The sequence below is a fragment of the Streptomyces sp. NPDC002580 genome, from assembly GCF_042889485.1.
Classification (GTDB): domain Bacteria; phylum Actinomycetota; class Actinomycetes; order Streptomycetales; family Streptomycetaceae; genus Streptomyces.
Genome location: NZ_JBIAQZ010000009.1, coordinates 40,553 through 63,589, shown reverse-complemented (window position 1 = coordinate 63,589; position 23,037 = coordinate 40,553). Strand labels below are relative to the sequence as shown.

The window sequence follows — 23,037 nt, the reverse complement described above, 5'->3', positions numbered from 1 at the left end:
GGGCGGGCCCACGACGGCCCGCCCCGGGCTCAGCCCTTCCGGTCGTCCGGGAGGTAGCTCGCGAGGCCGCGCAGGATGATCTCCAGACCGATGTCGAACCTCTCGTCGGAGGAGTCCGTCACCATCGTCCCGGACAGGGCCCGCAGATGCGGGAAGTCCTCTTCGGGCAGGGACGCGAAGTAGTTCTGCATCTCGTCGGCCATCTCGCGCCAGTCGGGGCGGGCCAGGGAGCCGCCGCCGGTGTGCTGGGCGGCCCGGTCCTGCCACACGCCCTCCTCCAGGACGAACCCGTCGATGTAGGTGGAGATGAGGTCACCGGCCTCCGCCGCGATGCGGTCGGGCAGTCCCGCGGTCCGGAAGATGGCGAGCAACGACTCGACGTACGGCAGCAGTTCGGCGGTGAAGGGGACGTGGGCCATGGAGATCCGGGCCATGTCCCGATGGGACAGCAGACGCCACCGCCAGGAGCGCGCGTAGTCCCGGACCTGCTCCTGCCACCGCTCGGCGTCGGGTTCGGGCAGCTCGAAACCGGCGAAGAGCCGGGTGTACATCAGTTCCAGGAGGTCGTCCTTGGAGCGGACGTAGGCGTAGAGCGCGGAGACCGCGACCTCCAGCTCGGCCGCCACCTGACGCATCGACAGCTTGTCGAGACCGGAGCGGTCCAGCACGACGAAGGCGGCCTCGACGATGCGTTCCCGCGACAGCGGCGCGCGCACCGGGGCGACCCGGGCGCGGACGGGACGCTCGCGCTCCCAGGGGGACGGCGGGGGTGGTTCGGGGGTGCCGGCGGCCGCGTCGCTCATGACGACAGTCTAGGCGCCGGAGAGCGGTGTTCTCCCCTGGAGAGCGGCGTTCACCGTCGCGTAACGCGATATATCTTGTCCCTGCCGCAGAGTTGCGCTATATCTTAATGAACGCCGTTCTCGTAATGAGCACCGTTCTTCTCGTGAGCACTGTTCTGCTATGGTGAACGGCGTTCACCGGCGTCGCGCCCCCTGCTTCTCCCTCGTGACGGTCAAGCCGGGCAGCCCCACCCATCCGCCCCACCGCGCCCCGGCGCGGCCTCTTCGCGAGGAGTTCCCGATGTCCACCACCGGTGTCGCGTCCACCGAGACGCCCATCGACTCACCAGCGCCCTACCGGTGGCGTTGGGCTGCGCTGTTCGTGATCCTCGCGGCCGAGGTGATGGATCTCCTCGACGCCGTCGTCACTAACATCGCCGGTCCCTCCATGCGGGCCGACCTCGGCGGAAGCGCCTCCACCCTCCAGTGGCTCGCCGCCGCCTACACCCTCTCGATGGCCGTCGGTCTCGTCACGGGCGGTCGGCTCGGGGACATATACGGGCGCCGCACCATGTTCCTGGTGGGCGCCGCCGGCTTCACCGTGGGCTCGCTGCTGTGCGCGGTGTCCATGTCGCCCGAGGTGCTGATCGCCGCGCGCGTCGTCCAGGGCCTGTTCGGCGCGGTGATGCTGCCGCAGGGCCTCGGCATGATCAAGGAGATGTTCCCGCCGAAGGAGTCGCAGAAGGCCTTCGGCATGTTCGGCCCGGTCATGGGCCTGTCCGCGGTGTGCGGGCCGATCCTGGCGGGCTGGCTGGTCGACGCCGACTACTTCGGTACCGGCTGGCGCATGATCTTCCTCATCAACCTGCCGCTCGGTGCCGCGGCGATCCTCGGCGCCGTGCGCTATCTGCCGAAGGGGCGGTCCGAGAACAAGCCGCGCCTCGACATCCCCGGCACGATCCTGGTCTCCCTGGCCGCACTGCTCATCGTCTTCCCGCTGGTACAGGGACGCGAGTACGACTGGCCCGTGTGGACGTTCCTGATGATGGGCGCCTCGGTGGCCGTCTTCGTCGTCTTCGGCCGGTACGAGTCGTACCGCAGCAAGGCCGGCCAGGACCCGCTGGTCGTCCCCAGTCTCTTCCGCAAGCGCGGCTTCAGCGGCGGCATGGTCCTCGGCCTGGTCTTCTTCTCGACCATGCAGGGCTTCATGCTGGTGTTCAACCTGTACACGCAGATCGGCCTCGGCTACTCGCCGCTCAAGGCGGGACTGGTGATGGTGCCCTGGTCGGGCGGCATGATCGTCGGCTTCGGGATCGCGCAGGGTGTCGTCCGGTTCGGACGGTCGGTGCTTCAGGCGGGTGCGCTGGTCATGGGCGTCGGTGTGTTCGGCGTCTGGCTGACCCTCGACCAGGTGGGCGGCGGCGTCGGCCCCTGGCAGCTCCTGCCGTCGCTGCTCGTCACGGGCATCGGGATGGGTCTGCTCATGGCGCCGTTCTTCGACATCGTGCTCGCCAGCGTCGAGCAGCACGAGACGGGTTCGGCGGCCGGCACGATGACCGCGGTGCAGCAGCTCGGCGGCGCCTTCGGCGTGGCCATCCTCGGCACCGTGTTCTTCGGTCTGCTGGGCGGCGGGATCGCCACCGCCGTCGACCACCGCTCGGACGACCTGCGCGGACGGCTCACCGCCGCGCATGTCGCGCCCGCGGCCCAGGACCGCATCGTGTCCGGGCTGCGCACCTGCGCCTCGGACCGTGCCACGGCCAAGGATCCCGCCGCGACCCCGGCGTCCTGCGCGCGGCTGGAGAAGGACACCCGGTCGGCCGTGACCTCGCCGGAGGACGCCGCGCGGATCCCCGGCGCGCTGGAGGCCACCGCCTCGTCGGCCTTCCGGAGCGGTTTCGGCTCCGTCATGCAGACGCTGCTCTGGATCGTCGACGGCATGCTCGCCCTGACGTTCCTGCTGGCGTTCCTCCTGCCGCGCCACGCCCGCCCCGAGGACTCCGCGGGGCACTGAGCCACGGCCGCATCGCCGACCGCGTCGGCCTCCACATCGGCGAACGGGGGCCGGGCACCCACCAGGGGTGCCCGGCCCCCGTTCCCCGTCCGGTCGGTACCGGGCCGACACCGGCCGACACCCCGGGCCGGTCCGCGCGGAGCGCGACGCGTACCGTGCAAGCGGGTAAAAGGCGCCCGGGACGGCGAGAAGCCTCGATCCGGCGCCTCGGACGCGGCACCGCTCACCCGGCGGACCGTCGTCACACCCGCCCGCCCGACCCGCACCGTCCCGGAAGGACGAGCCCCGTGCTCACGTCGTACGCCGACCACTTCGACACGCCCGCCGGGTATCTCGACTTCGCGCGGTTCGGCCCGCCGTCGCGGGACGCGGTGGCCGCCACCGCGCGGGCCATGGAGGAGTCCGCCCGCGCCGATCACACCACCGTGGACGGTCTGATGCGCGCGGAAGCCCTCGCCCGGGACACGGCCGCGCGTCTCGCCGGAACCGACGGACGGCACACCGTGCTGCTCCCCAACGCGTCCACCGGCCTGTTCCACGCGGCGCTCGGCATCCGGGACGGTGTGGTCCTCGCTCCGCGGAGCGACTTCCCGGCCAACCACTATCCGTGGCGCCGCACCGCCGGCCTGGGCCGGGCCACGCCGCGCTGGCTCGAACCGGTGCCCGGCGGCGGGGTCACCCCCGGCCTGGTCCGAGCCGCGCTGACCGACGACGTCGTCGCCGTGTCCGTCAGCGCCGTGGACTTCCGCACCGGATTCCGCGTCGACCTCGCGGCGCTGCGCGAGGCGATCGGACCGGACCGGCTGCTGATCGTGGACGCCATCCAGGCGTTCGGCGTGACCGCGATGGACTGGGACGCGGCGGACGTCGTGGTGGCGGGCGGTCAGAAATGGCTGCGCGCGGGGTGGGCCACCGGCTTCGCGACCCTGTCCGATCGCGCGCTGGAGTCCTTGGAACCGGTCCTCACCGGCTGGACGGGCGTCGAGGACGTCGGTCTCTTCGACGGCGTGGAACACCCGCCCGCGGCGGACGCCCGGCGGTGGTCGATCACGAACCTCAGCCCCGTGACGGCCGCCGCGTTCGCGGCCGCGCTCGAACTCGTCGAGCGGCACGGCGTCGCGGCGATCGAGGCCGCCGTCGCCGAGCGGATCTCCGAACTCACCGAGGCCGTCGAGGAACACGGCGGCCGCGTCCTCTCCCCCGCCGACCCGGCACGGCGCGCGGGCATCCTCTCCTTCACCGTGCCGGACCGCGATCCGTCCGTCGTCGCGAAGGCTCTGCACGCCGAGGGCGTCACCCCGACGGTGCGCGCCGACTCCCTCCGTCTCTCGCCGCACGCCTCGACCCCGCCGGAGGCTGCCGAACGGGTGGCGGCGGCCCTGTCGTCACTCGGATCCTGAAACCCGGACCCTCCACGGCCACAGGCACAGGTTCAGCAGCCGGTTCCGCCGCGACTCCACGATCCGGAGTCGGCACCGGGTCGGCGCGGCGGAAGTCGGCGAGGGTCCCTCCGGCTGTTCTGCGGGACCTGAGCGCCGGGCGGGCTCCGCGTGTCCTGCCGGGCTTCGGCCCGATACGCGGTAGGCGCGGCTCGGCAAGCGAAAGGCGCACGGCGCGGCAAGCGTAAAGCGCGCACCGACGCCTGGTCAGTGGTCAGGCTGAGGCGAAGACATGCTCGGGGACGTCGTCGAGGACGAATCCGTTGTCGAGCCGGACGCGGACCGTGACGCGGAGCAAGCGTCGCTGGTGGGCGACCCAATGCTCCTCCAAGGCCCCCACCTGCTCGTCCAGTTGTCTTCTGCTCGCCGACGGCATCTGATGGCCGAAGTCGTCGAGGAGCGACTTGAGGCGCAGGTACTCGCGGACCTCGTGGCTCTGCTCCCTGTCATGTTCGTCCACACGCTCGACGGTGCCCTCGACGCCCGCCGCCAGGGCCAGCGAGGCGGCGAAGGAATCGGTCTCCTCCGGAGGCTCCTCGGCCGGGATCACCGAACCTGCCAACCGGAGGTCCGCCGCCAGCCGCACCCGTTGCCCCACGTTCAGCGTCATCGATCCTTCGTCTTCCTCGTCGGTCACCGGCGATCCGGTACACGTGGCGTGGCCAGGCGTACCGGCGAGGAAAGGATCATCCCACCCCTCTCCTACCCTCCCGACACGATCGAAGCCACCGCCGGCCTCGGCCCGCGCGTCGGCCGCACTACGGGCGCGCGTCGGCCGCACGACGGGCGCGCAGGACTGCGCATACGGGCTGTCGGGCCGTGGCGAGAACGCCCGGCGGGCCGGTCGGCGGCCTGCGCGCCCGCTCACGAACCCCGGCGGCAGGGGGGCGAACCCGGATAGGCCGACGGGCCCTTCGCGCATCGCCCCCCAAGGCTCAGCCGGCTGCCCCCGCGGCCTTCTCGCCGGGCTGGTCGACGACGGCGCGCCGCAACACGGCTGTGCTGCCCATCAGCGTGTCGGACGTGATGCCCTTCTGCGCGTCGTGGGTGATGAAGCCGCGCGCGCCGAGGAACGCCAGACTGCGCCTGTCGAAGATCCATTCGTCACGCGTGGCGGAGGAGGCGTCCTCGCGGGTGATGGCGATCCCGTGTCGGCCGGCCACGTCGACGGCGTCCGGAATCTCCTCGACGCCCGGTATCCTCGCGGCCGCCCGGTACAGCGCGGCGGTGTTGCGCGGCGGCATCAGCGTCTGGCTCAGCAGGTCGCCGATCAGGGAGAAGACGGCTTGCTCCCTGGACTCTCCGTCGGACACCCGGACCTCGCGGCGCAGCCGGGTGAGCAGGGCGTCGGGGTCTGTCGGCAACGAGGCCAGCCATGTGTACGTGGGGTGGTCGATGCCTGCCGGGACGGCGTCGGTGGACTCGACGGGGATCGTCTCACCGGGCATCACGGCGTCCTCGCCGGACTCGCGCATCCAGCCGAGGGTCTCCTGGGGCCTGGGGTCCTGCGAGGTCCACGTCTCCAGCGTGTGCGGGGCCCCGAGCTTCACGGGCCCGTCGAACTTCCCCTTGTTCGACACGGTCAGGCTCCTGACATACACGAACTGGTCGTCCCCGACCGGCGTGACGTCACGGGCCATGGCGGCGACGGCGATCCGGTGCAGGGTGACGGTGGCGCTCCGGGCGGGGGCACTGCCGGTACCGGCCCGGTCCGTCGGCGCGGTGCCGGCATCGGTGCCGATGAGAGTGAGAGCCAGCGCTCCGGCCAGCACCGTCGAGACGAGGGGCACCAGGACGGCCGGACGTGTCAGCCGGCGGCGCGGTGCCGTGGCCGTAGTTGTGGCTGTGGCTGTGGCTGTGGCTGTGGCTGTGGCGGGAGCGTGGCCGAGGTCTTGGTCGATCTGCTGCATCAGGACGTCCTTGAAGTGGCGGTGTCGGTCCGGCGGGAGGTCCCATTCGGCCGGCGCGGACAGCAACTCCAGCGCGTCCTCGGTCCGTCGACCGTCGGCGTTCATCGGGTTTCCTCCTTCAGGAACAGGGCCGCGAACGCGGCCTCACTCTCCATCTCTCCACGGGGGCCGGCAGGTTCCGTCCTGGCGTCGCCCTGTCCGGAACTGAGCCGGGCGAGCCGGGCCCGGGCGCGCGACAGCCTCGACCGTACGGTGCCGACGGGGACACCGAGCGTCCGCGCGGCCTCCCGGTAGTCGAGCCCGGCCGACACGCACAGCGCGAACACCTCACGCTCCTGGCGGCGCAACCGGCCCAGTGCCTGGTGGACGAGCGCGAGCCGACGGGCGTCGTCGATCCGTCCTGCCGTCTCCTCCGCGAAGTCCTCGACGGGACGCGGTTGCGGGCTGCGCGCGAGGAAGGCGAGCCGCCGGTACAGGCTCCGGTTGGCGTTGCGCGCCTTGTGCGTGGCGATGCCGAGCAGCCAGGGCCCGAGCGGTCCGCCCTCCGGCTCGACCCGCTCCCGGCCGCGCCAGGCGGCGAGGAACGTCTCGGACATGACCTCCTCGGCCTGTGACCAGTTGCCGGTCAGCCGCAGGGCGTGGTTGTAGACCGCTCGCGCGTACTGGTCGTAGAGCTGGGCGAAGGCCGCCCGGTTCCCCGCCCGTATACGCGCGCGCATGGATTCCGCTGGTTCCTTTTGACTCACACTCGGTACTCTCCGTGCCCCGCCCGAAGTTCCCGTGGCGCGCGTCACACCTCGGTGGGGACGAGCACGCGCGACGGACAGGGCCGCTGACGCTCAGCCGTCCCCGCACGCCACCCTGCCGTAGAGGCCGATCGGCACGACGCCCAGCACCCGCGACCGGCCTGGACCGGCACGGGCCGGCACGAGGTGGCACGAGGTGGCACGAGGTGGCGAACCGTTCGCGGTGGCCCGACGCGGTCCGGCCTCCGAGGCCGCTCGCGGTCGGGCCGGGCGAGCGGTAGGGGGCCGGGTGAGCCCCCGCGATGTCGACAAGGCCCGGAAACCGCGTGGCACCGCGTGAACGGCCTCGGCCATGATGTGCGCTGTTGTCCACACAGAGGCGGTTGCCAAGGTGCCATTGTCCCCGGCCACGCAGGCCATACTCGACCGATGCTCCGACGAGGACGCGCCGGAGGTGGCCTGGCTCTGGGAGTCCATGGCCGTCGAGGCCGTGCTCCGGCACGGCGGCCCGGCCGATGCGGAGGCGCTCCTCCCGCTGTTCCTCTCGGCGCCCGCCGCGCACGAGGCGCTGGTACCCGTCTTCACCAGCCACGGCGACCAACGGCTGGCCGCACGCCTGTTGGAGGCGACGGTCGACGGGGGCCGGCTGCGCGACGACGTGCCGTCCGGCGTGCTCCACGCGGTGGGCCGCCTGGGGTACACCCCGGCCACGTCCTTGCTGTGGGAACACGTCGACGCCTCGCACCACGTGTCGAAGGACGCCTGCCTCGGACTGCTGCACCTGCCGTGCGAGGACCTGCGGGGCACGATCGCCGAGGCGCTGGAGAAGCACGAGGGAGCCGCTCTGTTCCCCGAGTTCCTGCCCGTCCTCGCCCTGAAGACCGAAGAGCCGGCCTGGCTGGACCGGCTCGTCGCGTGGGGTGAGAACGACGCCTCGGTCGACTGCAACGGCGGCCTGATCCTGGGGATCTCCCTGCACGGCGACCCCGCGCGTTCCGCTTTCACCCGTCTGTTGTGGGACGACCGTTGGGAAGCCTGCGGCTCCGGCACGGGATCGGCGCTGTGGACGTACGCGGGTACACGCGTACTGGGCCTGGGTCTTCCCCGGCTGTACGCCGACCTGCGGGCGCTGTTGCGCGACCGCGCCGACCCGGACGTCCAGTGGGACGCCCTGCGGTCGTTCATCACCCTGCTGCGGCTTCGGTGCCAGGACGTCTGGACCGGTGTGGCGGCAGCCGAGGCGCGGCCCGAGAGCTGCGACACCCTGTACAGCCTGCTTTTCACCCCGACGCCCGAGCACGGTGACACGCTCACCGAGCTCGCCGACCGTGTCTTCGGTAGTGAGGATCCGATGTCGGACGAGGTCCGTCACCTGGAGATCGCCCTGCGCACGGCGGCGGCACACGAGTGGGCGTTGCGCGCGGTCACCCCGCGCTGACGGACACCGGACACCCGCGAGTCCCGGGACACCTTCCACGCCGAACGACCGTACGGGGCCCCGCCGTGGTCCGGGCCCACCGCGGTCCGGGCCCGCTGTCCACCGGCATGGGGGCTGCGCGCACACCCACCCCCAGAACTATGTTGTCCCACCACATGTGCGTCCGAAGTGCGTCTTTCTAGGGTGTGCCAACACGTACCCGTCCCCACCGCACACGAGGAAGTGGCGCACATGGCCTCCCCAGCAACGGCTCCCCCGGCACCCGCGCACCTGCGGCGCATCGTCGCCGCCAGTCTCATCGGCACCACCATCGAGTGGTACGACAACTCATTCGATCGGAGCTAGGACCTGCGGTTTCGGTTGATCGCGGGCGTCCAAGTCAGCACCGAACCAGCACCGGAATCTCCGCGTGCTGACAAAGGCCCACCGGGCGATCCAAGACGCACCCTGTGACGCTCCAGCCAGGCTCGACCAGCGGTCACAGACCGTTGTGCGACATCCCGTGGGTTCCCCTGAGCCCCGCTGAGTCTCTGTCCCTGTGGCCAGGGGGTTCTTTCTCCTTCGGGTGCTCTGCGGCTCTGTGACGCAACTTCGGGATTCTTGAAGCGTTCTCATCTCGTCCGACCGATCAATAGTCGGGCTGAAGGTGAGCAGGCTCGGGTTGGCGGCACTGGCGGTCGTACGGGACCTGCGTGAGCACTGGGCATCCGCGTCGGCGGAAGAACTGGAGCAGTTCGAGACGGACGTGCTGTCCGGGTTCGTCCTCGCGAGGGCCTCAGCTGGGCTGGCGGACGGCACCATCCGCGGGGACGTCGGGCACCTGGACCAGATCCGCACGTGGTTCGGCCAGCCGCTGTGGGGCATGGAGCCCGCCGACGCCGACACGTACTTCGGGAAGGTCCTGCGGAACTCACCGAGCGGCACCCGCCTGGCCAGGTCGCAGGCGCTGACCACTTACTTCATGTTCCTGGAGCTTCGGCACAAGGTCGAACTCCACCGCATGACCGACCGGGTGGTCGAGTGCCCGATCGATGAGATGAACCGGCCGCGCGGGGCCAAGGACGCCCAGCTGCGGATCCCGCCGACCGAGCCGGAAGTCGGGACCCTGTTCACCGGCTGGGGCGGCGAGCTCGCCACTTGCCGCAAGTTCGCCCCGACCGCCCGGAACTACACCGCCTCGAAGCTGATGTCCCAGGTCGGCCTGCGGGTGAGCGAGGCATGCAAGCTCGACCTGGACGACATCAAGTGGGAGCTGGGCCGCTTCGGCAAGCTCCATGTCCGTCACGGCAAGGGCGCCCGCGGCTCCGGGCCGCGCGAGCGAATGGTGCCGCTGATCAACGGCGCCGACAGGACGCTACGGTGGTTCATCGAGGACGTCTGGGGTCAGTTCGATGACGACCACACCCGCCCCGGCGCGGGTATCTGGACCTCGGCGGCGTCGGCCGCGTGTGCCGTGGTCGGCTGACCACGGCAAGGTGCGTCTGCGACGTGGCTCGCCTCGCTGCGCGTGCCTCGTGGGTCCGTTCCCGATCACGTACCCGGATGAGTCGATTCCCCCGGAAGACCGCAGGAAAGCGCCGGGCCTGGCACACTGTGCGCCACCTGGGGGGAGAGATCGTCGTGCCGGATGAGCTGACCGTCCGCCGGATACTCGGGGACCAGCCGTTCGCCGAGATCGGCCGGCCCGTGTGGGCGGTGACCGACGCGCGTCACGGCTGCGTCATCGCGGCCGGTGACCTCGGGCACGTCATGTGGCGCGGTACGGGCCACTGGCTCGGCCACCGGATCGGCGTGTACGAGGCCGGCACCCTCCGTCCGCGCCACGTCGTCGCCTCCCGTTACTCCGTATGTGCCATCGAGCCTCACCCCGAGCTGCCGCTGGTCGCCGTCGGCACCGGCCGCTACGACGGCTCGTGGGACTTTCAGGGACAGCTGCTCCTGCTCCACCTGGAGACCGGGCGCGTGACGAACCTGCTGAGCAAGAGCCGCCAAGTGCGCCACCTGCGCTGGCTGGAGGACGGCAGACTCGCGATGCTGCTCTCCCCCGAGGACAAGGACGGCGGCTTCCGTGACGGCTTCGAGCTGGCCGTCGCGGTGGACGACTGGCTGTCTGCTCCGGCCGGTCTGGTCGACCCCGACGACACACGCCATCCGATGGTCGAGAGCGGGCTCCTCTACGACCCGCGTGTGGAGGACACCCTCGCGCGGCTGACGGAGGGCCGGTGGCGGCGGCGGGCGGAGGTGCGGGACCTGGCGGTGCTGGCCGACGGCCGGGTGCTCGCCACCGGCCGGCACACGGACCTCGAATGCTGGGATCCGTCGGGCGCGCCGAGGTGGGCTCTTCCTGCGGGCGGGGAGGGGAGCGTCCGGGTCGAGGCGGCCCCCGACGAGGAGTCGGCGTGGGTGACGTACCGGGGCTACCGGCGCGACGAGGTGACGGGCCGCCCGGTCGACCGCGCGACCGCTGTTCGGCGGATATCGACGGCGGACGGCGGTGCGTTGGACTGCGTGGACGTGCCGTCGGTCCCCGCACTGTGCGCCGCGGACGACGGCTGGCTCGCCCTGCGCCCGCAAGGGCGCGAGGCACACGCCGCGCTGCTGCTCGCCCCCACGCATCAGGAGGCGGCACGCCTCGACCTCGCCCCCAGCCGCTCCGACTCCCCGGCGCTGCGCGTCAGACACAGCGCCCGTCTGCTGTACGTGGACGGCCCCGGTCCGGACGACGACACGCCGTGGATCCACGCGATCGATCCTCCAGGCGCCCACGGCCCCGCCACTCTGCGCGCCCTCTTCCCCCTGCGCTGGGATCCGGCGTCCGCACTCCAGCCCTGGTACGGCCCCGCCATCGAGCTGACACACACCCTCGTCCACGCGGGCCGGTCGTACGAACGGGGCGCAACCCACGCGGAAACCCGCGAGGGCACGTACGTCGTGAGTCGCCGGCTGCCGGACGGAGAGGTGCGCTGGGTGCACGGCACCGACAAGCCGCTCGCCGATCTCGACGGCGACGAGCGGAGGATGTACGTCGTGTATCTCACCGGTGAGGTGGAGACCCTGGACACGGCGACGGGCGAGGTGCGAGCCCGGCACACCCTGCACGCGCACGGCCACCCGGTCACGCCGGTGTCCGCCGCGTACCGGGCGGACCAACAGCGGCTGCTCGTAGGGACGGTGGACGGGCGGATCCTGGACTGCTCGGTCTCGGATTGACCGGGTCGGTCGAGCCACCGGTCAGTGCCCCTCCTCGCGGATACGAACCGCAACACCCACCGTCAGCGAGGTCTTGCCTGCTCCCTCGCAGCCCGGACCGGGCGTACGGGCGCACCGGCCAGAGAGTCATCCTCAGCGGCCAACTGCGGGACAGGGGAGGGCTGTAGGCGGTTGCAGGCGGGGCGGCAACGATTTGATCACCACGGCATCGTCCTGGCCCGGTTCCTGGGCAGAGCCTCGACGCCGGCACCGCCGGGCTCACCCTCCTTCCGTGGAGCTCCGGGGTGGTCGAAGGCCCCGTGAACCGGGTGAAGACTCTCGACGGACGGGGTCAGATGCCGCAGGTGGGGGCCGACCAGAACTGGCCCGAGCGGTGGTCGACGTGCGTGTGGTCGTTGTGGTCGGGGTAGCCGGGGCCGAGGACGCCTCGGAAGCCGTGGTTGCGGGCCTGCTGGGCGAGCTTGCACAGGGAGTGCGGGCCGGAGCCGAGATCGGCGGCGTCCCCGTAGAGATGACGGCTGCTGGACGCCCCGCCGGCGGCCTGGTTGCAGGCCGTGGAACGGAAGCCGCTGGTGACCCTGATCGGCTGGTCACCGAGTGCGTGGCGCAGGGCTTCCAGCTTCCACATGGTGCGCAGCGCGTTGGCCTTGGCCGCGGAGGCACTGACTGCGCCACCGGCCCAGGTGCTGTTGCAGTTGTTCAACTCGCTGTAGGTGAAGTGGATCGGCGTGCAGTCGTCGTCCTGGAGGGCGTAGAGCTTGCTGAAGGTGTTCGGGCCCGCGACTCCGTCCGCGGCCAGGCCGTAAGCCGACTGGAAGCGGGTCAGGGCGGCTGCGGTGGCCGGTCCGAATTCGCCGTCCACGGCGAGGACCGATCCGTAGCCCGGGTAGCCGCCGAGACGGATCTGGAGCTGAGTGACGTCGGCTCCGGTGGAGCCTTGCGACAGGGTGCGGCTCCAGGTGTAACACCCGTCGGCGTGCGCGGTTCCCGCGGTGGCGACGGTGCCCGCCAGGACTCCCGCCATGATCATGACAAGGGCGGTCAACAGTCGAGCGGCGCGTTGCAGCACAGGGCCTCCATGCCGTGAGGGGTGGATGGAACGACATGAGCTTGGCGGCCAATGCTACGCGCGTCAACCATGCTGCAACTGCGTTTTGTCGGACCGGGATTGATCCCGGATCACTGCGTCCGACATAGCCCGCAGCGCCCGGATTACGTCCCGTCAAGGGTGCGCGACAGCCCGAGCCATGCCCGCACTCGGCTGCGGGGCAGCATGCGGAAGCGGCGGCCGACGGTGCTGAAGCCTGCCGCCGTCTCGTGTGCGGTCTCCCGCGTGGGTCGGGCGCGCCGCGATGTTCGCCTCCTGCAGCGCGGGCGCCGACCGGGCCGACGAGCAGCACGTCGCAAGCGCGCTTGAACTCCTCGGTGTACCGCTTCGTGTACTTGTTTCCCACCTGGTGCTGCTTCCTCTGGAACCTCAGGTCCCAGTCTCCAGGTGTCCAAGATCAAGGAGAAGCTTCAGACAGGACCGCGCCCCTTTTGTCGGACAGGGCACCAGAGTTGGGGCAGCCTTCCGGTCCGCCGCAGAGCATGGCTTCGCCCGCAACGAGGCCGACGGGCCGCACGCCGATCCGGGAAAGTCGCGGACTGGGCGGAACAGAGGTACAGAGCGGGAGGGCCGGAGCACAGGCTCCGGGCACCTACGCGCCACCTACGGACTGGGTTACGGACGCATCCCTCAGATCAGAAGCACGCTCTCACGTGACGTGCTGTACGGTGCGCGCCTGGAGCCGGCTGGCTGCCGCAGGGCGTCGAGGTACGAGCGCAGGCGGAGTGCCGGGGCGCACGAGATCGATCAGAGTCGCGTGGTCCGGCGACAGTGAACAGGCCGGGTCGGTACGGGACGCGTCTCCGGTGAGGGCGAATGCCTGGCAGCGGCAGCCCCCGAAGTCCTCGGTCCGCCGTTCGCAGCTGCGGCAGGGGTCCGGCATCCAGTCGCTGCCACGGTAGGCGTTGAAGGCGGGTGACTCCTCCCAGATCCAGCGCAGGGGCCGCTCGGTGGCGTTGGGCGCATCGAGCCCGGGCAGCGTTGCCGCCGCCGGGCAGGGAAGAGTCGTCCCGTCCGGGGTGACGGTCAGCGAGACAGCGCCCCAGCCTCCCATGCAGGGCTTGGGGGTTCCGGAGAAGTAGTCGGGCACCACCCAGGTGATCTCGAGAGTGCCGTCGAGTCGTTCTTTCCAGGCCTCCACCTGCGCTCCGGCGGCGGCCAGCTGTTCGCGGCTGGGCATGAGCGCGGCTCGGTTGAGCAGGCCCCAGCCGTAGAACTGTGTGTTGGCCAGCTCGATCCGGTCTGCGTCCCAGGCCACGGCGAGTTCCATCAGTGCGTCCAGGGCGTCGAGATTGTGCCGGTGCAGGACGACGTTGACGCCCAGGGGCAGGTCGCGTTCCCTGACGAGCGCGGCAGCCTGCTGTTTGGCGGTGAAGGCGGGATGGCCGGCGAGTTCGTCGGACCGGCGGGCGTCGGCGTGCTGGACGGACAGTTGGACACTGTGCAGGCCGGCGTCGACCAGTGCGTCGAGTCGTTCGGCCGTCAGTCCGACGCCGCTGGTGACCAGCTGGGTGTAGAGGCCCGCGTCCACCGCGGAACGGGTGATCTGCTCGAGGTCCTTGCGCAGCAGGGGCTCGCCGCCGGAGAGGTGTGTGTGCAGGACGCCGAGTTCCGCCGCCTGGTGGAAGACGTCGGCCCACTGGGCGGGGCCGAGTTCCTGCGACCGGCGGGTCAGTTCCAGGGGGTTGGAGCAGTAGGCGCAGTGCAGGGGGCAGGCGTGGGTGAGTTCGGCCAGCAGGGCCCAGGGCGGGGTGGGAGCCGTCATCGCAGGCCGCCTTCCGTGTGGAGCTTGTTCAGGAACGAGGTGACGTCGTCGCGGATCGTGTCGGGGACGGGTTCCGGCGCGAGGGCGGCGATGATCTCGTCGACGGTGCGGGTGCCGTCCACGAGGTCGAGGACGGCCCGGCCGGAGCCGTGCAGGACGATGACCCGTTCGGGCAGGAGCAGGACGTCGGTGTGGCGGACCCGGTCGTGACGCAGGCGCGCTGCGGGCGGGAGGCGGGGACGCCAGGTTGAGGGGTCAGGCATGGTGGCAGTCCTGGTCGGCGGCTTGCTGAACGCTGTCGAGCAGGCTCCACAGGACGTCGCACTTGAAGGACAGCGCGGCCAGTGCCTGGTCCTGCTGCCCGCATGTGGTGGCCCACGTGCGTACCCAGCCCAGGGCTTCGCTTCCGTCTCGCCGGCCCTGGGGGACGCGGCCCCGGAAGTACGAAAGGCCGACGGACTTGATCCAGGGGTAGTACAGGGGAAAGGTTTCCAGGCGCGTCAGCATGATCGACGGAGCGCAGAGTTCCGTCAGGGACGAGGCCACGGCTTCCAGCACACTGGCGTTGCGGCAGAAGTTGACGTAGCCGTCCACGGCCAGGCGGACACCGGGCAGGAGGTGTCGATGGTCGAGCAGCTCGTCACGGCGCAGGCCGACGGCCTCGCCGAGCTGGAGCCATCTCTCGATGCCGCCGTCCTGGTCGGTGTGTCCGTCGTGGTCCTGGATGCGTCGTAGCCAGGACCGTCGTTGCGCGGGAAGGCGAAGCTTGCTCAGGATGAGAGCGTCTTTGACGGGGATGTTGCACTGGTAGTAGAAGCGGTTGGCGACCCAGGTCCGCAGTTCGGCCGGTGCCAGCCGGCCTGCGTGCATGCGCTGGTTGAAGGGGTGGCGGTCGTGGTAGCGGCTGACCGCCAGTTCTCGCAGTCGGCGTTCCAGCTCGTCCGCGGTCCAGGGTGCCGGGCCCTCTTCGGTGGCGCGGTGGTGGGTGACGAGCGCGGTGTCGGGTGCGGCCGTGGTCATAGAGACACCACCATCCTGTCTGCGGCAACGCCCAGGCCCAGGCCGGCGAGCCGTTCGTGTGCGGAATCGTCCGGGTCCACCAGTGGATTGCTGTTGTTGAGGTGGGTGTAGAGGATCTGCCCGCCGCTTCCTTGGAGGCGGAGGGCGGTGCCATGCGGGCCTTCGACGGGCAGGTGTCCCATGGCGGAGGCCGTGCGCTGCGAGAAGCCGGTGCGGCAGGGCTCGTCGTCGGTGAGGAAGGTGCCGTCGATCAGGACGCAGTCCGCGTCGGCGATTTCGTCGTCGAGGCGGTCGTTCCAGGCCGCGAGGGCCGGCGCGTACAGTGCGGTCTTCCCGGTGGCCCGGTCGCTGATTTTGAGAGCGGTGCTCCAGGCCGGGTGTACGGGTTCGTCTGCGGCGTAGCGGGGGCGTTTGGCGGACAGAGGGATGGCGCTGACGTCGAGTCCGCCTATGTCTGTGGGGTGTTCGGCTCCGACAAGGGGAAGGTCGTACCAGTTCGGCGTGGTGTAGGGAGCAAGGACCTCGTTGAGGGCCAGGCGCGTGGTCAGAGCTTTGCGGACGGGTTCGGTGCACCAGATGTCGATGCGGGAGGCTTCCCTGAGCCGCAGGAGGCCGAGGGTGTGGTCGAGTTCGGCATCGGTGAGAACGATGCGTACGACGGGTGTGCGTTCCTGTCCGGCGTCGGGCCTGAGGCCGGGGTGGCTTTCGAGCTGCTCGGCGATGTCCGGTGTGGCATTGGCGAGGAACCAGGCCCCTGAGTCCGCCGGTTGGAGGGCCAGTCCGTCGTGGAGGCGTCGGCGTGAGGGGTGGCGGCGTGCCCCGGTGCAACCGGGGCACGCGCAGTTCCACTGAGGTATGCCACCACCGGCCGCTGTGCCGAGGATGCGCAGCAGCACGGCGGCGTCTCCCTACTTCGTGCGCAGCGAGTAGGCGGTGACTTCCAGGGCGGTGTCGACCACGGTGAAGTCGGGGCTCTGCCAGCCCGCGGGGGTCTGGGCTGCCGGCTCGGCCGGGTGCTGGGTGCGGGTCTCGTCGTGCATGGTGATCCTGCCTTCCTGTCGGGAGGGGTGATGGCGCCGTGGTGGGCGCCGGGAGCCGGCCGGCCGGTTGCGGCCGGACGTCACTTGCAGAACGGCGTCCTGCCCATGGCGGATTCGATGCCGCCGAGGAGGAGCTTCTGGAACTCGGCGGCGCCCGCGAAGGAGCCGTCGGTGGAGAAGTCCTTGGCGTCGTGGCCGAGTGTGGTCAGCCAGGCGCGGCCGCCGTCGTAGTACTGGCACCAGGCGACGGGATGGTTCTCGCCGTGCCCGGGATGGTTGTAGTTGCCGGTCACGCCCCTGGCGAGGGTGCTCTCGTCGACGTTGGCCAGCACACGCACCCGCGTCGGGGCGGGGACGAGGTTGTACCACTCGTCGGAGAAGTTCCACTTGGAGGGCAGCGACTTCGTGGAGACGTCCCTGCGGTCGACGGTCTCGACCGTGCCGGGCTGCGAGGGGCCGTGGTCGTAGAAGTTGGCATTGCCGAGCAGGCCCTCGTACCAGGGCCAGTTGTACTCGGTGCCGAACGCGTTGTGGACGCCGACGAATCCGCCGCCGCCTCGGACGTACTGTCGCAGAGAGGTCTGAGCCGCGTCGTCGAGGGCGTCGCGGCTGGTGGAGTAGAAGATGACGGCGTTGTACTTGAACAGGGTTGCAGGTGAAGCGAGTTGGGAGACGTCCTCGGTGTAGTCGACCTGGAAGCCGTTGTCTGCACCCAGCTTGAGCACGGCCTTCTGGACGACGTTGGCATCGGTGAGCGGCGGGTTCATGCCTGTGGCGAGTACCGGGCCGAGGTTGGCGTGGCGGGGGCCTGCGGTGCGGGTGTAGAGCAGGACCTTGAAGCCCTTGGTGGTGTCGAAGTTGCCCCAGTTGTGGTAGCAGCGGGCGTCGACGCCGCGGCATACGCCGTAGTCGGGGTCGCCGAGTTCCTGGGCGCCCTGGCCGATGCGGCCCTGCGCCATGCCGAGGGTGCCGGTGGCCACCAGGGCGACGGTGATGCCGACCGTCGTGGCGGCGCTGGTGAGTGCTGCATGGAGCGGGCGCATACGGAGTCCGGTTCTCATGGGGCGTCCTTACGTCGTTCGAAAGAGCGTGGTGGGGCGGCCTCGTGGAAGGAATCTGGGCCAGGAGCGGACACTGGCGTGCAGGGCTGCCGCGAAGCGGCCAGGAGAGCGCGGTGCAGTGGGCGGGCTGCTACTGGACGACGATCTTGCCGGTGTTCTGCGGGGCGATCGGGTCGTTGTAGAAGTACTCACCAGGGGTGTTGAAGGTGTACGAGGAGGACTGGCCCGGCATGAGGAGCCCGGTGTCGAACTCGGCCTCGAAGAAGGAGACGGCGCCGTGCGCCGACTTGTTGTCCGCGGGGTTGACGAAGGTGACCGTGGTGCCCTTGGCGATGCTCAGGTGCTGAGGAGCCATGGCGTTCTGGGCCACGAGGTTCTCGGTGGCGCCGGGAGCACTCTTCGCGTTGTCCCAGGTCCTGCCCAACGTGATGGTGTTCTTGGCCGTGTCCCCGGTCACGGCGGCGGTCCGGATCTGGTTGCGCTTGGACGGCGGGGTGGGCGCCGCAGCAGGCTTCACGGTGCCGCCGAGTTTGAACGCCCACAAGTGGTCGCCCCTGGGGATGTCCGGGTAGGGCAGGCCGTTCCCGCCGGCGAGCACGGCGATGTACTGCTCGCCGTCGATCTCGTAGGTCAGCGGGTTGGTGTTGACGCCGGCGCCGCACTGCCAGGTCCACAGTTCGCTGCCGTCGCGGTCGTCGAGGGCGGTGAGCACGCCGTCGGGACGGCCCTGGAAGAGCACGCCGCCCGCGGTGCTGAGGACACCGTTGCCGTGGGCGAGGGACCATTCGCCTTCCTGGCGCCAGGCGACGGTGTTGGTACGCGGGTCGACGGCGGCGAGGCCGCCGGCGAAGTACTCGCCGAGGGGCCGTGCGGTGTTGACGCGGCCGCCATGGGTGTTGGAGTAGGCGGAGTTGATGAGGCCGTAGCCGACGTAGACCAGGCCGGTGCGGTGGCTGAAGGACGGGGAGGACCAGTCGGCGCCGCCGCCCGCGCCGGGGAAGATGATCGTCGCACGGTCCCAGTGGGCCTCGAAGAGGCCGCCGGTCGGGTAGAAGGGCACCGGCCGGGTGGCCTTGTCTATACGCGGCTCGGTCTCGACGAAGGGCTCGCCGCCGGGGAACGGCTGGGTGGGGGCGGTCTTCTGGGCCGCGTGCTGCGGCACCGGACGCTCCTCCATGCCGTGGATCGGCTTGCCGGTGGCGCGGTCGAGCATGTAATACATGCCCGTCTTGCTGCCATAGACGACGATCTTGCGCTTCTTGCCCTTGATCAGGATGTCGGCGAGCACGGGGGACATGACACCGTCGTAGTCCCAGATGTCGTGGTGCACGGACTGGAAGTGCCAGCGCCGCTCGCCGGTCTTGGCGTCCATGGCGACCAGGCAGTTGGCGAAGAGGTTGTCGCCGCCGCGGGTGGAGCCGTCCGTGCGCGGATAGGGGTTGCCGAACGTCCAGTAGACGATGCCCAGTTCGGGGTCGACGGCGGGGTGGATCCAGCAGACGGCGCCGCCGGTCTTCCAGGTGTCGCCCTCCCAGGTGTCGTGACCGAACTCCCCCGGGCCCGGGGTGCCCCAGAAGACCCAGGCGACCTCACCGGTGCGGGCGTCGAGGGCGTAGGCGCGGCCGCGGGCGCCGGCGGTGCTGCCCTGGGTGCCGATGTAGACGAGCCCGTCCCAGTACACGGCGGCTCCGGCGAGACCGCCCTTGCTGCCGCCGCACTGGCCGGACGCGGGGTCGCAGTCCGGGTTGCCCTGGTCCTCGACCATCAGCTCGCGGCTCCACACGACGGTGCCGGTCTTCTGGTCGAGGGCGTAGACCAAGTTGTCGCCGGAGATGGTGAACGCGAGGCCTTCGCCGAGGGCGAGGCCGCGCATGTTGGTGGTGTCGGTGCCGATGTTCGTCTTCCACTTCACCTGGCCGGTGCGGCCGTCGACGGCGAAGACGTTCTGCTGGGTGGTGGCCAGGTAGAGCACGCCGTCCTGGGCTATGACGGCGCACTGCTGGGCGGAGGAGGTGGAGCCGTTCTCCAGGTTGATGTGCCAGGCGCCGCCGAGCTTGCGGACGTTGCCGGCGGTGATCTTCTTGAGCGAGGAGTAGCTGTGGTTGCCGAGGTTGCCGCCGACCTTGGGGTAGTTCGCGGCGGTGGCGGCGTGGGTCTGGCCGGGTACCGGCCGCGCCAGGTTGTCGGCGGTGTCGGCCTGGGCGGGTGTGCCGTTGAGCAGGGCGACGGTGGTGGCTGTTCCGGCTGCGGTCGAGGTGAGAAAGCTGCGTCTGTCCATGGTCCCTCTTTCGTGACGAGTCCTGAAATACCCGTCAGTGGCGGGGCTGCGGAGTCTCAGGTGGGGGGAGGGAAGCTGCGGGGCGGATCATGGTCCGCTGTACGGTTCGGATGGTCCGTACGATGGTTGCCGATTGGCGGAAAGCTACGTTAGGGATGCGCCGGGGGTGTGACAAGACCTGTGACGCGGGTTGTTCACACGTCTTTCGGCTGGGGCAGGCGGGCCGGAAGGACGTCGCGCGGGATCGGACCCTTGTTGCGGCGGCCCTGCCCGCTCTCCTCCCACGCGTGCGCCAGGATGCCCACCGAGCGGCTGAGGACGAACAGGCCGCGGGCGAGCGGGGCGGAGAAGCCCAACTCGGCGTAGATGACGGCGGTGGCTCCGTCGATGTTCATCGGAACGGGCCGGGCGCCGGCCCGGCGTCTTTTGAGGATGTCCTCGACCGCGAGGGCGGCGTTGAGGAAGTTGCCGCCGACGACGTTGTCGGAGACCGCCTGCTGGACGAGCTGGATCAGCGGGTCGCGCCGCGGGTCTATGGGGTGGAAGCGGTGGCCGAAGCCCGGAAGGTAGCGCGAGCGGCTCTGCCAGTCGGCCATGACCTCCTGGGCCGCTTCCTGCCAGCTGCCGCCCAGAGCATGGAGGTCGCGGATGTCGGTGAGCATCTCCACACACTGCTGGCCTGCCCCGCCGTGGGAGTCACCCAGCATGTTCACACCGGTGGCGACGGCATTGTTGAGGCCGACTCCGCAGGTGGCCGCCATGCGGGCGGCAGCGATGGAAGGTGCCTGGGGTCCGTGGTCGACACCGGCGACCAATGCGGCTTCGAGCAGGGACGATTCGCGTGGCGCGGGTGTGGTTGCGCGCAGCATCAGCCAGATGATGTCGACCAGGCTTGCCGTGCCGATGAGGTCCTGCACCGGGTGGTCGCGCAGTTCGATGCTGCCGGGTTCGACGTGGCTGACTGCGGTGGCCCACCACTGTGCGGCGTCGCCGGCGTCGTTGTGAGCGCTGGTCATGACGCGGCGGCCTCTCCGGCTGTCTGGGCGGCCGCGTTGAGCCAGCGGCTCGCGATCTCCTCACGGCGGACGTTGTGTTCGCCCAGCAGCGGCGGCGGAGAGGGCGGGTTGAAGGCTTCCCCGTCGACGAGAACGCCGTTGCCCACGACATTCAGTGGCCGTCCGGGACGTCCTGGATGGCTGAGGCTGGTGATGAAGTTCCGATGGGCCAGTTGTGGCTGTTCCAGGGCCTGGGGCACGGTGAGCACCCGGGCGGCGGGCACGCCGGCGGCGTTCAGCTCGCGCTCCCAGTCGGCGGCCGGACGGCTCGACAGTGCCTCGTTCAGGGCGGTGTTGAGCTCGTCGCGATGGATCTTGCGCTGTTCCCGTTCGCCAAAACGGTCATCGGTGATCAGTTCTGGCGCGCCGGCCAGCCGGCACAGCGCCTCGAACTGGCGCTGCTGGTTCGCTGCGATGTTGAGGGGCCCGTCCAGGGCGTGGAAGGTTCCGGAGGGGGCCGCGGTGGGGTTCTGGTCGCTGAGTGGTTCGGGTGGGATCCCGCTGACCAGGTAGTTGGAGACGGCCCAGCCCATGGTGGACAGCGATGCCTCCAGCATGGAGACGTCGAGACGGCTGCCGTGCCCGGTGCGTTCGCGGTGGAGCAGGGCTGCGCTGATGGCGAAGGCGGCCATCAGTCCACCGGTGGTGTCACAGACGGGGAAGCCCACGCGCTGGGGCGCGGTCTCGGTCGTGCCGGTGATGCTCATCATGCCGGTGAGGCCCTGGACGATCTGGTCGTAGGCCGGCGCGTCGCTCATCGGGCCGTCCTGTCCGAAGCCGGAGATGGAGCAGTAGACGAGACGTCCGTTGAGCTGGGCGAGGCGTTCCGCGCCGTAGCCCATCCTGTCCAGGACACCGGCCCGGAAGTTCTCCAGCAGGACGTCCGCCCCGGAGAGGAGCCGTTCAAAGAGGGCCCGGTCGGCGGTGTCCTTGAGATCGAGCTCCAGCGAGCTCTTTCCCGCGTTCTGGGCGAGGAAGGACGCCCCGACGCCGTCCCGGTTGAGAGAAGGATCGGGGCCCAGGTTCCGGGCCAGATCACCCTGGCCCGGACGCTCGATCTTGACCACCTCGGCACCCATGAGCATGAGCTGGTAGCTGCAGTAGGGGCCAGCCAGCACGTTCGTGAGATCCAGAACGCGTATTCCATCTAGTGGGCGAACGTGCATATGACGTCTCCTTCCAGCGGCGCCTGCTGCGGTGCCGCTGCCGGCGTGGTTAGGTGCGCGGCCCCAGGGGGTGGTGGAAGCCCTGCGAGGCGATGCGTGCGGCTGTTTCGCGCAGGTCGTCCGCGAACACCTCGATGTCCTGCTCCGTGATGCGCGCGCTGGGGCCGCTCAGCGAAAGGGAGGCGACCGTGACACCCGACTGGGTGCGGATGGGCACGGCAACGGCCGTGAGGCCGATGTCGCGCTCGCCGTGGCTGGTGGCGTACCCGTGGCCGGCGGCCTCGTCGGCCCACAGCCGCAGTTGCTGCACATGGGCCACGCCGTGCGGTGAGGCTGCGGCGACCCGTTGCAGCAGCCCATCGGTGGCCCCGATGAGCAGTACCTTCGACGAAGCGCCGGCCCACAACGGCAGTTCGTCGCCCACGCGCACCACATGCCGCAGAGGCTGAGGGCTTTCCTGCTGGGCGACGCAGACACGGTGGATGTCGCGGCGGATCATCAGATTCGCCGTCTCGCCGCGCCGGTCGACCAGTTCACGCAACAGCTTCTGCGTGTCCGGCGGCAACTCCCAGCTGGTGTGGGCCAGATGGGCCCAGCGCCACAGGCCGGGACCGGCCGTGTAGCCGCCGGGCGTCGCCCACAACAGTCCGTACTGCTCCAGCGTCTGGACGAGGCGCACCACGGTCGTCTTGGGCAGGCCGGTCGCGTCGACCATGTCCTTGAGGGGAACGGTGGGCTGATCTTCGGTCAGCAGCGACAGGATGTCCAGAGCCCGGCGCACGCTGCGTACGCCGCCTTGTCCTTGCTCCGTGTCCATGCGCTCTCCTTCGTCAGTGGTCGGCCGCGCGGCCCGTTGTCGGGCTTGGCGCTCGAGGGGACAGCTTCCACCAGCCAAGGTCCATTCGAAAACCGCTGGTTTCAACTTCCTCTTGCCGACCTATTGCCACGGCCTCTCGGCGCCCGTACGTTACACGCCAGTCCACAGAGCAGTCCACGGAAACCATC

The 23,037-nt window shown here is 70.3% G+C and carries 20 protein-coding genes; 5 read left to right on the top strand and 15 right to left on the bottom strand.

The window, feature by feature from the left end:
- Positions 1-29: 29 nt before the first annotated feature.
- Positions 30-803 carry a TetR/AcrR family transcriptional regulator gene (locus ACFYW7_RS26345; RefSeq protein ID WP_389506565.1) on the bottom strand — a complete coding sequence of 258 codons (774 nt, stop codon included), beginning with the start codon at positions 801-803 and terminating at the stop codon, positions 30-32.
- Positions 804-1,083: 280 nt separating this feature from the next.
- Here ACFYW7_RS26345 and ACFYW7_RS26340 point away from each other — a divergent pair, with 280 nt between their 5' ends.
- Positions 1,084-2,796, top strand: a complete 1,713-nt coding sequence (locus ACFYW7_RS26340; protein ID WP_389506563.1) for an MFS transporter — start codon at positions 1,084-1,086, stop codon at positions 2,794-2,796.
- Between the two features lie 287 nt (positions 2,797-3,083).
- On the top strand, positions 3,084-4,196 hold the full coding sequence (locus tag ACFYW7_RS26335; RefSeq protein ID WP_389506561.1) for an aminotransferase class V-fold PLP-dependent enzyme: 1,113 nt from the start codon (positions 3,084-3,086) through the stop codon (positions 4,194-4,196).
- A 253-nt stretch (positions 4,197-4,449) separates the two neighbouring features.
- On the opposite strand, the gene ACFYW7_RS26330 is transcribed toward ACFYW7_RS26335, so the two are convergent.
- The 3 genes from ACFYW7_RS26330 to ACFYW7_RS26320 all read right to left on the bottom strand — a co-directional run bounded on the left by ACFYW7_RS26330 (position 4,450) and on the right by ACFYW7_RS26320 (position 6,864).
- Positions 4,450-4,872, bottom strand: a complete 423-nt coding sequence (locus ACFYW7_RS26330; RefSeq protein ID WP_389506559.1) for a hypothetical protein — start codon at positions 4,870-4,872, stop codon at positions 4,450-4,452.
- Between the two features lie 298 nt (positions 4,873-5,170).
- Positions 5,171-6,250 carry a CU044_5270 family protein gene (locus ACFYW7_RS26325; protein ID WP_389506557.1) on the bottom strand — a complete coding sequence of 360 codons (1,080 nt, stop codon included), beginning with the start codon at positions 6,248-6,250 and terminating at the stop codon, positions 5,171-5,173.
- Entirely contained in the window at positions 6,247-6,864 is a 618-nt protein-coding gene (locus tag ACFYW7_RS26320) for an RNA polymerase sigma factor (RefSeq protein WP_389506554.1), read from the bottom strand. Before ACFYW7_RS26320 ends, ACFYW7_RS26325 begins: the two co-directional genes overlap by 4 nt.
- Before the next feature lie 418 nt (positions 6,865-7,282).
- Here ACFYW7_RS26320 and ACFYW7_RS26315 point away from each other — a divergent pair, with 418 nt between their 5' ends.
- From ACFYW7_RS26315 to ACFYW7_RS26305, 3 genes are all read left to right on the top strand, one after another.
- A complete protein-coding gene (locus tag ACFYW7_RS26315; protein ID WP_389506552.1) occupies positions 7,283-8,329 on the top strand; it encodes a hypothetical protein in 1,047 nt (348 codons plus the stop codon).
- Between the two features lie 646 nt (positions 8,330-8,975).
- Complete coding sequence (locus ACFYW7_RS26310; RefSeq protein WP_389506550.1) at positions 8,976-9,794, top strand: site-specific integrase; 819 nt, start codon at positions 8,976-8,978, stop codon at positions 9,792-9,794.
- A gap of 155 nt (positions 9,795-9,949) precedes the next feature.
- Positions 9,950-11,539, top strand: coding sequence for a hypothetical protein (locus ACFYW7_RS26305; protein ID WP_389506548.1), 1,590 nt, complete (start codon positions 9,950-9,952; stop codon positions 11,537-11,539).
- Positions 11,540-11,870: 331 nt separating this feature from the next.
- On the opposite strand, the gene ACFYW7_RS26300 is transcribed toward ACFYW7_RS26305, so the two are convergent.
- The 11 genes from ACFYW7_RS26300 to ACFYW7_RS26250 form a co-directional block, all read right to left on the bottom strand.
- Positions 11,871-12,608 carry a D-Ala-D-Ala carboxypeptidase family metallohydrolase gene (locus tag ACFYW7_RS26300; RefSeq protein WP_389506546.1) on the bottom strand — a complete coding sequence of 246 codons (738 nt, stop codon included), beginning with the start codon at positions 12,606-12,608 and terminating at the stop codon, positions 11,871-11,873.
- Between the two features lie 688 nt (positions 12,609-13,296).
- The gene (gene pqqE, locus ACFYW7_RS26295) at positions 13,297-14,412 is read right to left on the bottom strand and encodes a pyrroloquinoline quinone biosynthesis protein PqqE (RefSeq protein ID WP_389506544.1); all 1,116 of its coding nucleotides are present in this window, start codon (positions 14,410-14,412) and stop codon (positions 13,297-13,299) included.
- Positions 14,409-14,675 carry a pyrroloquinoline quinone biosynthesis peptide chaperone PqqD gene (gene pqqD / locus ACFYW7_RS26290; protein WP_389506542.1) on the bottom strand — a complete coding sequence of 89 codons (267 nt, stop codon included), beginning with the start codon at positions 14,673-14,675 and terminating at the stop codon, positions 14,409-14,411. The genes pqqE and pqqD overlap by 4 nt, the downstream gene beginning before the upstream one ends.
- Positions 14,668-15,432, bottom strand: coding sequence for a pyrroloquinoline-quinone synthase PqqC (gene pqqC, locus ACFYW7_RS26285; protein ID WP_389506540.1), 765 nt, complete (start codon positions 15,430-15,432; stop codon positions 14,668-14,670). The genes pqqD and pqqC overlap by 8 nt, the downstream gene beginning before the upstream one ends.
- The gene (pqqB, locus tag ACFYW7_RS26280) at positions 15,429-16,328 is read right to left on the bottom strand and encodes a pyrroloquinoline quinone biosynthesis protein PqqB (protein ID WP_389506538.1); all 900 of its coding nucleotides are present in this window, start codon (positions 16,326-16,328) and stop codon (positions 15,429-15,431) included. Before pqqB ends, pqqC begins: the two co-directional genes overlap by 4 nt.
- 12 nt (positions 16,329-16,340) lie before the next feature.
- Entirely contained in the window at positions 16,341-16,472 is a 132-nt protein-coding gene (gene pqqA / locus ACFYW7_RS26275) for a pyrroloquinoline quinone precursor peptide PqqA (RefSeq protein ID WP_351870347.1), read from the bottom strand.
- Positions 16,473-16,552: 80 nt separating this feature from the next.
- Positions 16,553-17,533 carry a ThuA domain-containing protein gene (locus ACFYW7_RS26270; RefSeq protein ID WP_389506536.1) on the bottom strand — a complete coding sequence of 327 codons (981 nt, stop codon included), beginning with the start codon at positions 17,531-17,533 and terminating at the stop codon, positions 16,553-16,555.
- Positions 17,534-17,663: 130 nt separating this feature from the next.
- A complete protein-coding gene (locus ACFYW7_RS26265) occupies positions 17,664-19,811 on the bottom strand; it encodes a PQQ-binding-like beta-propeller repeat protein (RefSeq protein ID WP_389506534.1) in 2,148 nt (715 codons plus the stop codon).
- Positions 19,812-20,005: 194 nt separating this feature from the next.
- Complete coding sequence (locus ACFYW7_RS26260; protein ID WP_389506532.1) at positions 20,006-20,827, bottom strand: citryl-CoA lyase; 822 nt, start codon at positions 20,825-20,827, stop codon at positions 20,006-20,008.
- Positions 20,824-22,032: a CaiB/BaiF CoA transferase family protein gene (locus tag ACFYW7_RS26255; RefSeq protein WP_389506530.1), complete on the bottom strand. Its 1,209-nt coding sequence runs from the start codon at positions 22,030-22,032 to the stop codon at positions 20,824-20,826. The genes ACFYW7_RS26260 and ACFYW7_RS26255 overlap by 4 nt, the downstream gene beginning before the upstream one ends.
- Before the next feature lie 49 nt (positions 22,033-22,081).
- Positions 22,082-22,849: an IclR family transcriptional regulator gene (locus ACFYW7_RS26250; protein ID WP_389506528.1), complete on the bottom strand. Its 768-nt coding sequence runs from the start codon at positions 22,847-22,849 to the stop codon at positions 22,082-22,084.
- Between the last annotated feature and the right edge of the window lie 188 nt (positions 22,850-23,037).

Excerpts from the sequence above, each read along its gene's own strand:
- ACFYW7_RS26345 (WP_389506565.1), bottom strand. The coding sequence starts at position 803 with ATGAGCGACGCGGCCGCCGGCACCCCCGAACCACCCCCGCCGTCCCCC.
- ACFYW7_RS26340 (WP_389506563.1), top strand. The coding sequence starts at position 1,084 with ATGTCCACCACCGGTGTCGCGTCCACCGAGACGCCCATCGACTCACCA.
- ACFYW7_RS26325 (WP_389506557.1), bottom strand. The coding sequence starts at position 6,250 with ATGAACGCCGACGGTCGACGGACCGAGGACGCGCTGGAGTTGCTGTCC.
- ACFYW7_RS26320 (WP_389506554.1), bottom strand. The coding sequence starts at position 6,864 with ATGCGCGCGCGTATACGGGCGGGGAACCGGGCGGCCTTCGCCCAGCTC.
- pqqE (WP_389506544.1), bottom strand. The coding sequence starts at position 14,412 with ATGACGGCTCCCACCCCGCCCTGGGCCCTGCTGGCCGAACTCACCCAC.
- pqqD (WP_389506542.1), bottom strand. The coding sequence starts at position 14,675 with ATGCCTGACCCCTCAACCTGGCGTCCCCGCCTCCCGCCCGCAGCGCGC.
- pqqC (WP_389506540.1), bottom strand. The coding sequence starts at position 15,432 with ATGACCACGGCCGCACCCGACACCGCGCTCGTCACCCACCACCGCGCC.
- pqqA (WP_351870347.1), bottom strand. The coding sequence starts at position 16,472 with ATGCACGACGAGACCCGCACCCAGCACCCGGCCGAGCCGGCAGCCCAG.
- ACFYW7_RS26270 (WP_389506536.1), bottom strand. The coding sequence starts at position 17,533 with ATGAGAACCGGACTCCGTATGCGCCCGCTCCATGCAGCACTCACCAGC.
- ACFYW7_RS26265 (WP_389506534.1), bottom strand. The coding sequence starts at position 19,811 with ATGGACAGACGCAGCTTTCTCACCTCGACCGCAGCCGGAACAGCCACC.
- ACFYW7_RS26260 (WP_389506532.1), bottom strand. The coding sequence starts at position 20,827 with ATGACCAGCGCTCACAACGACGCCGGCGACGCCGCACAGTGGTGGGCC.
- ACFYW7_RS26255 (WP_389506530.1), bottom strand. The coding sequence starts at position 22,032 with ATGCACGTTCGCCCACTAGATGGAATACGCGTTCTGGATCTCACGAAC.
- ACFYW7_RS26250 (WP_389506528.1), bottom strand. The coding sequence starts at position 22,849 with ATGGACACGGAGCAAGGACAAGGCGGCGTACGCAGCGTGCGCCGGGCT.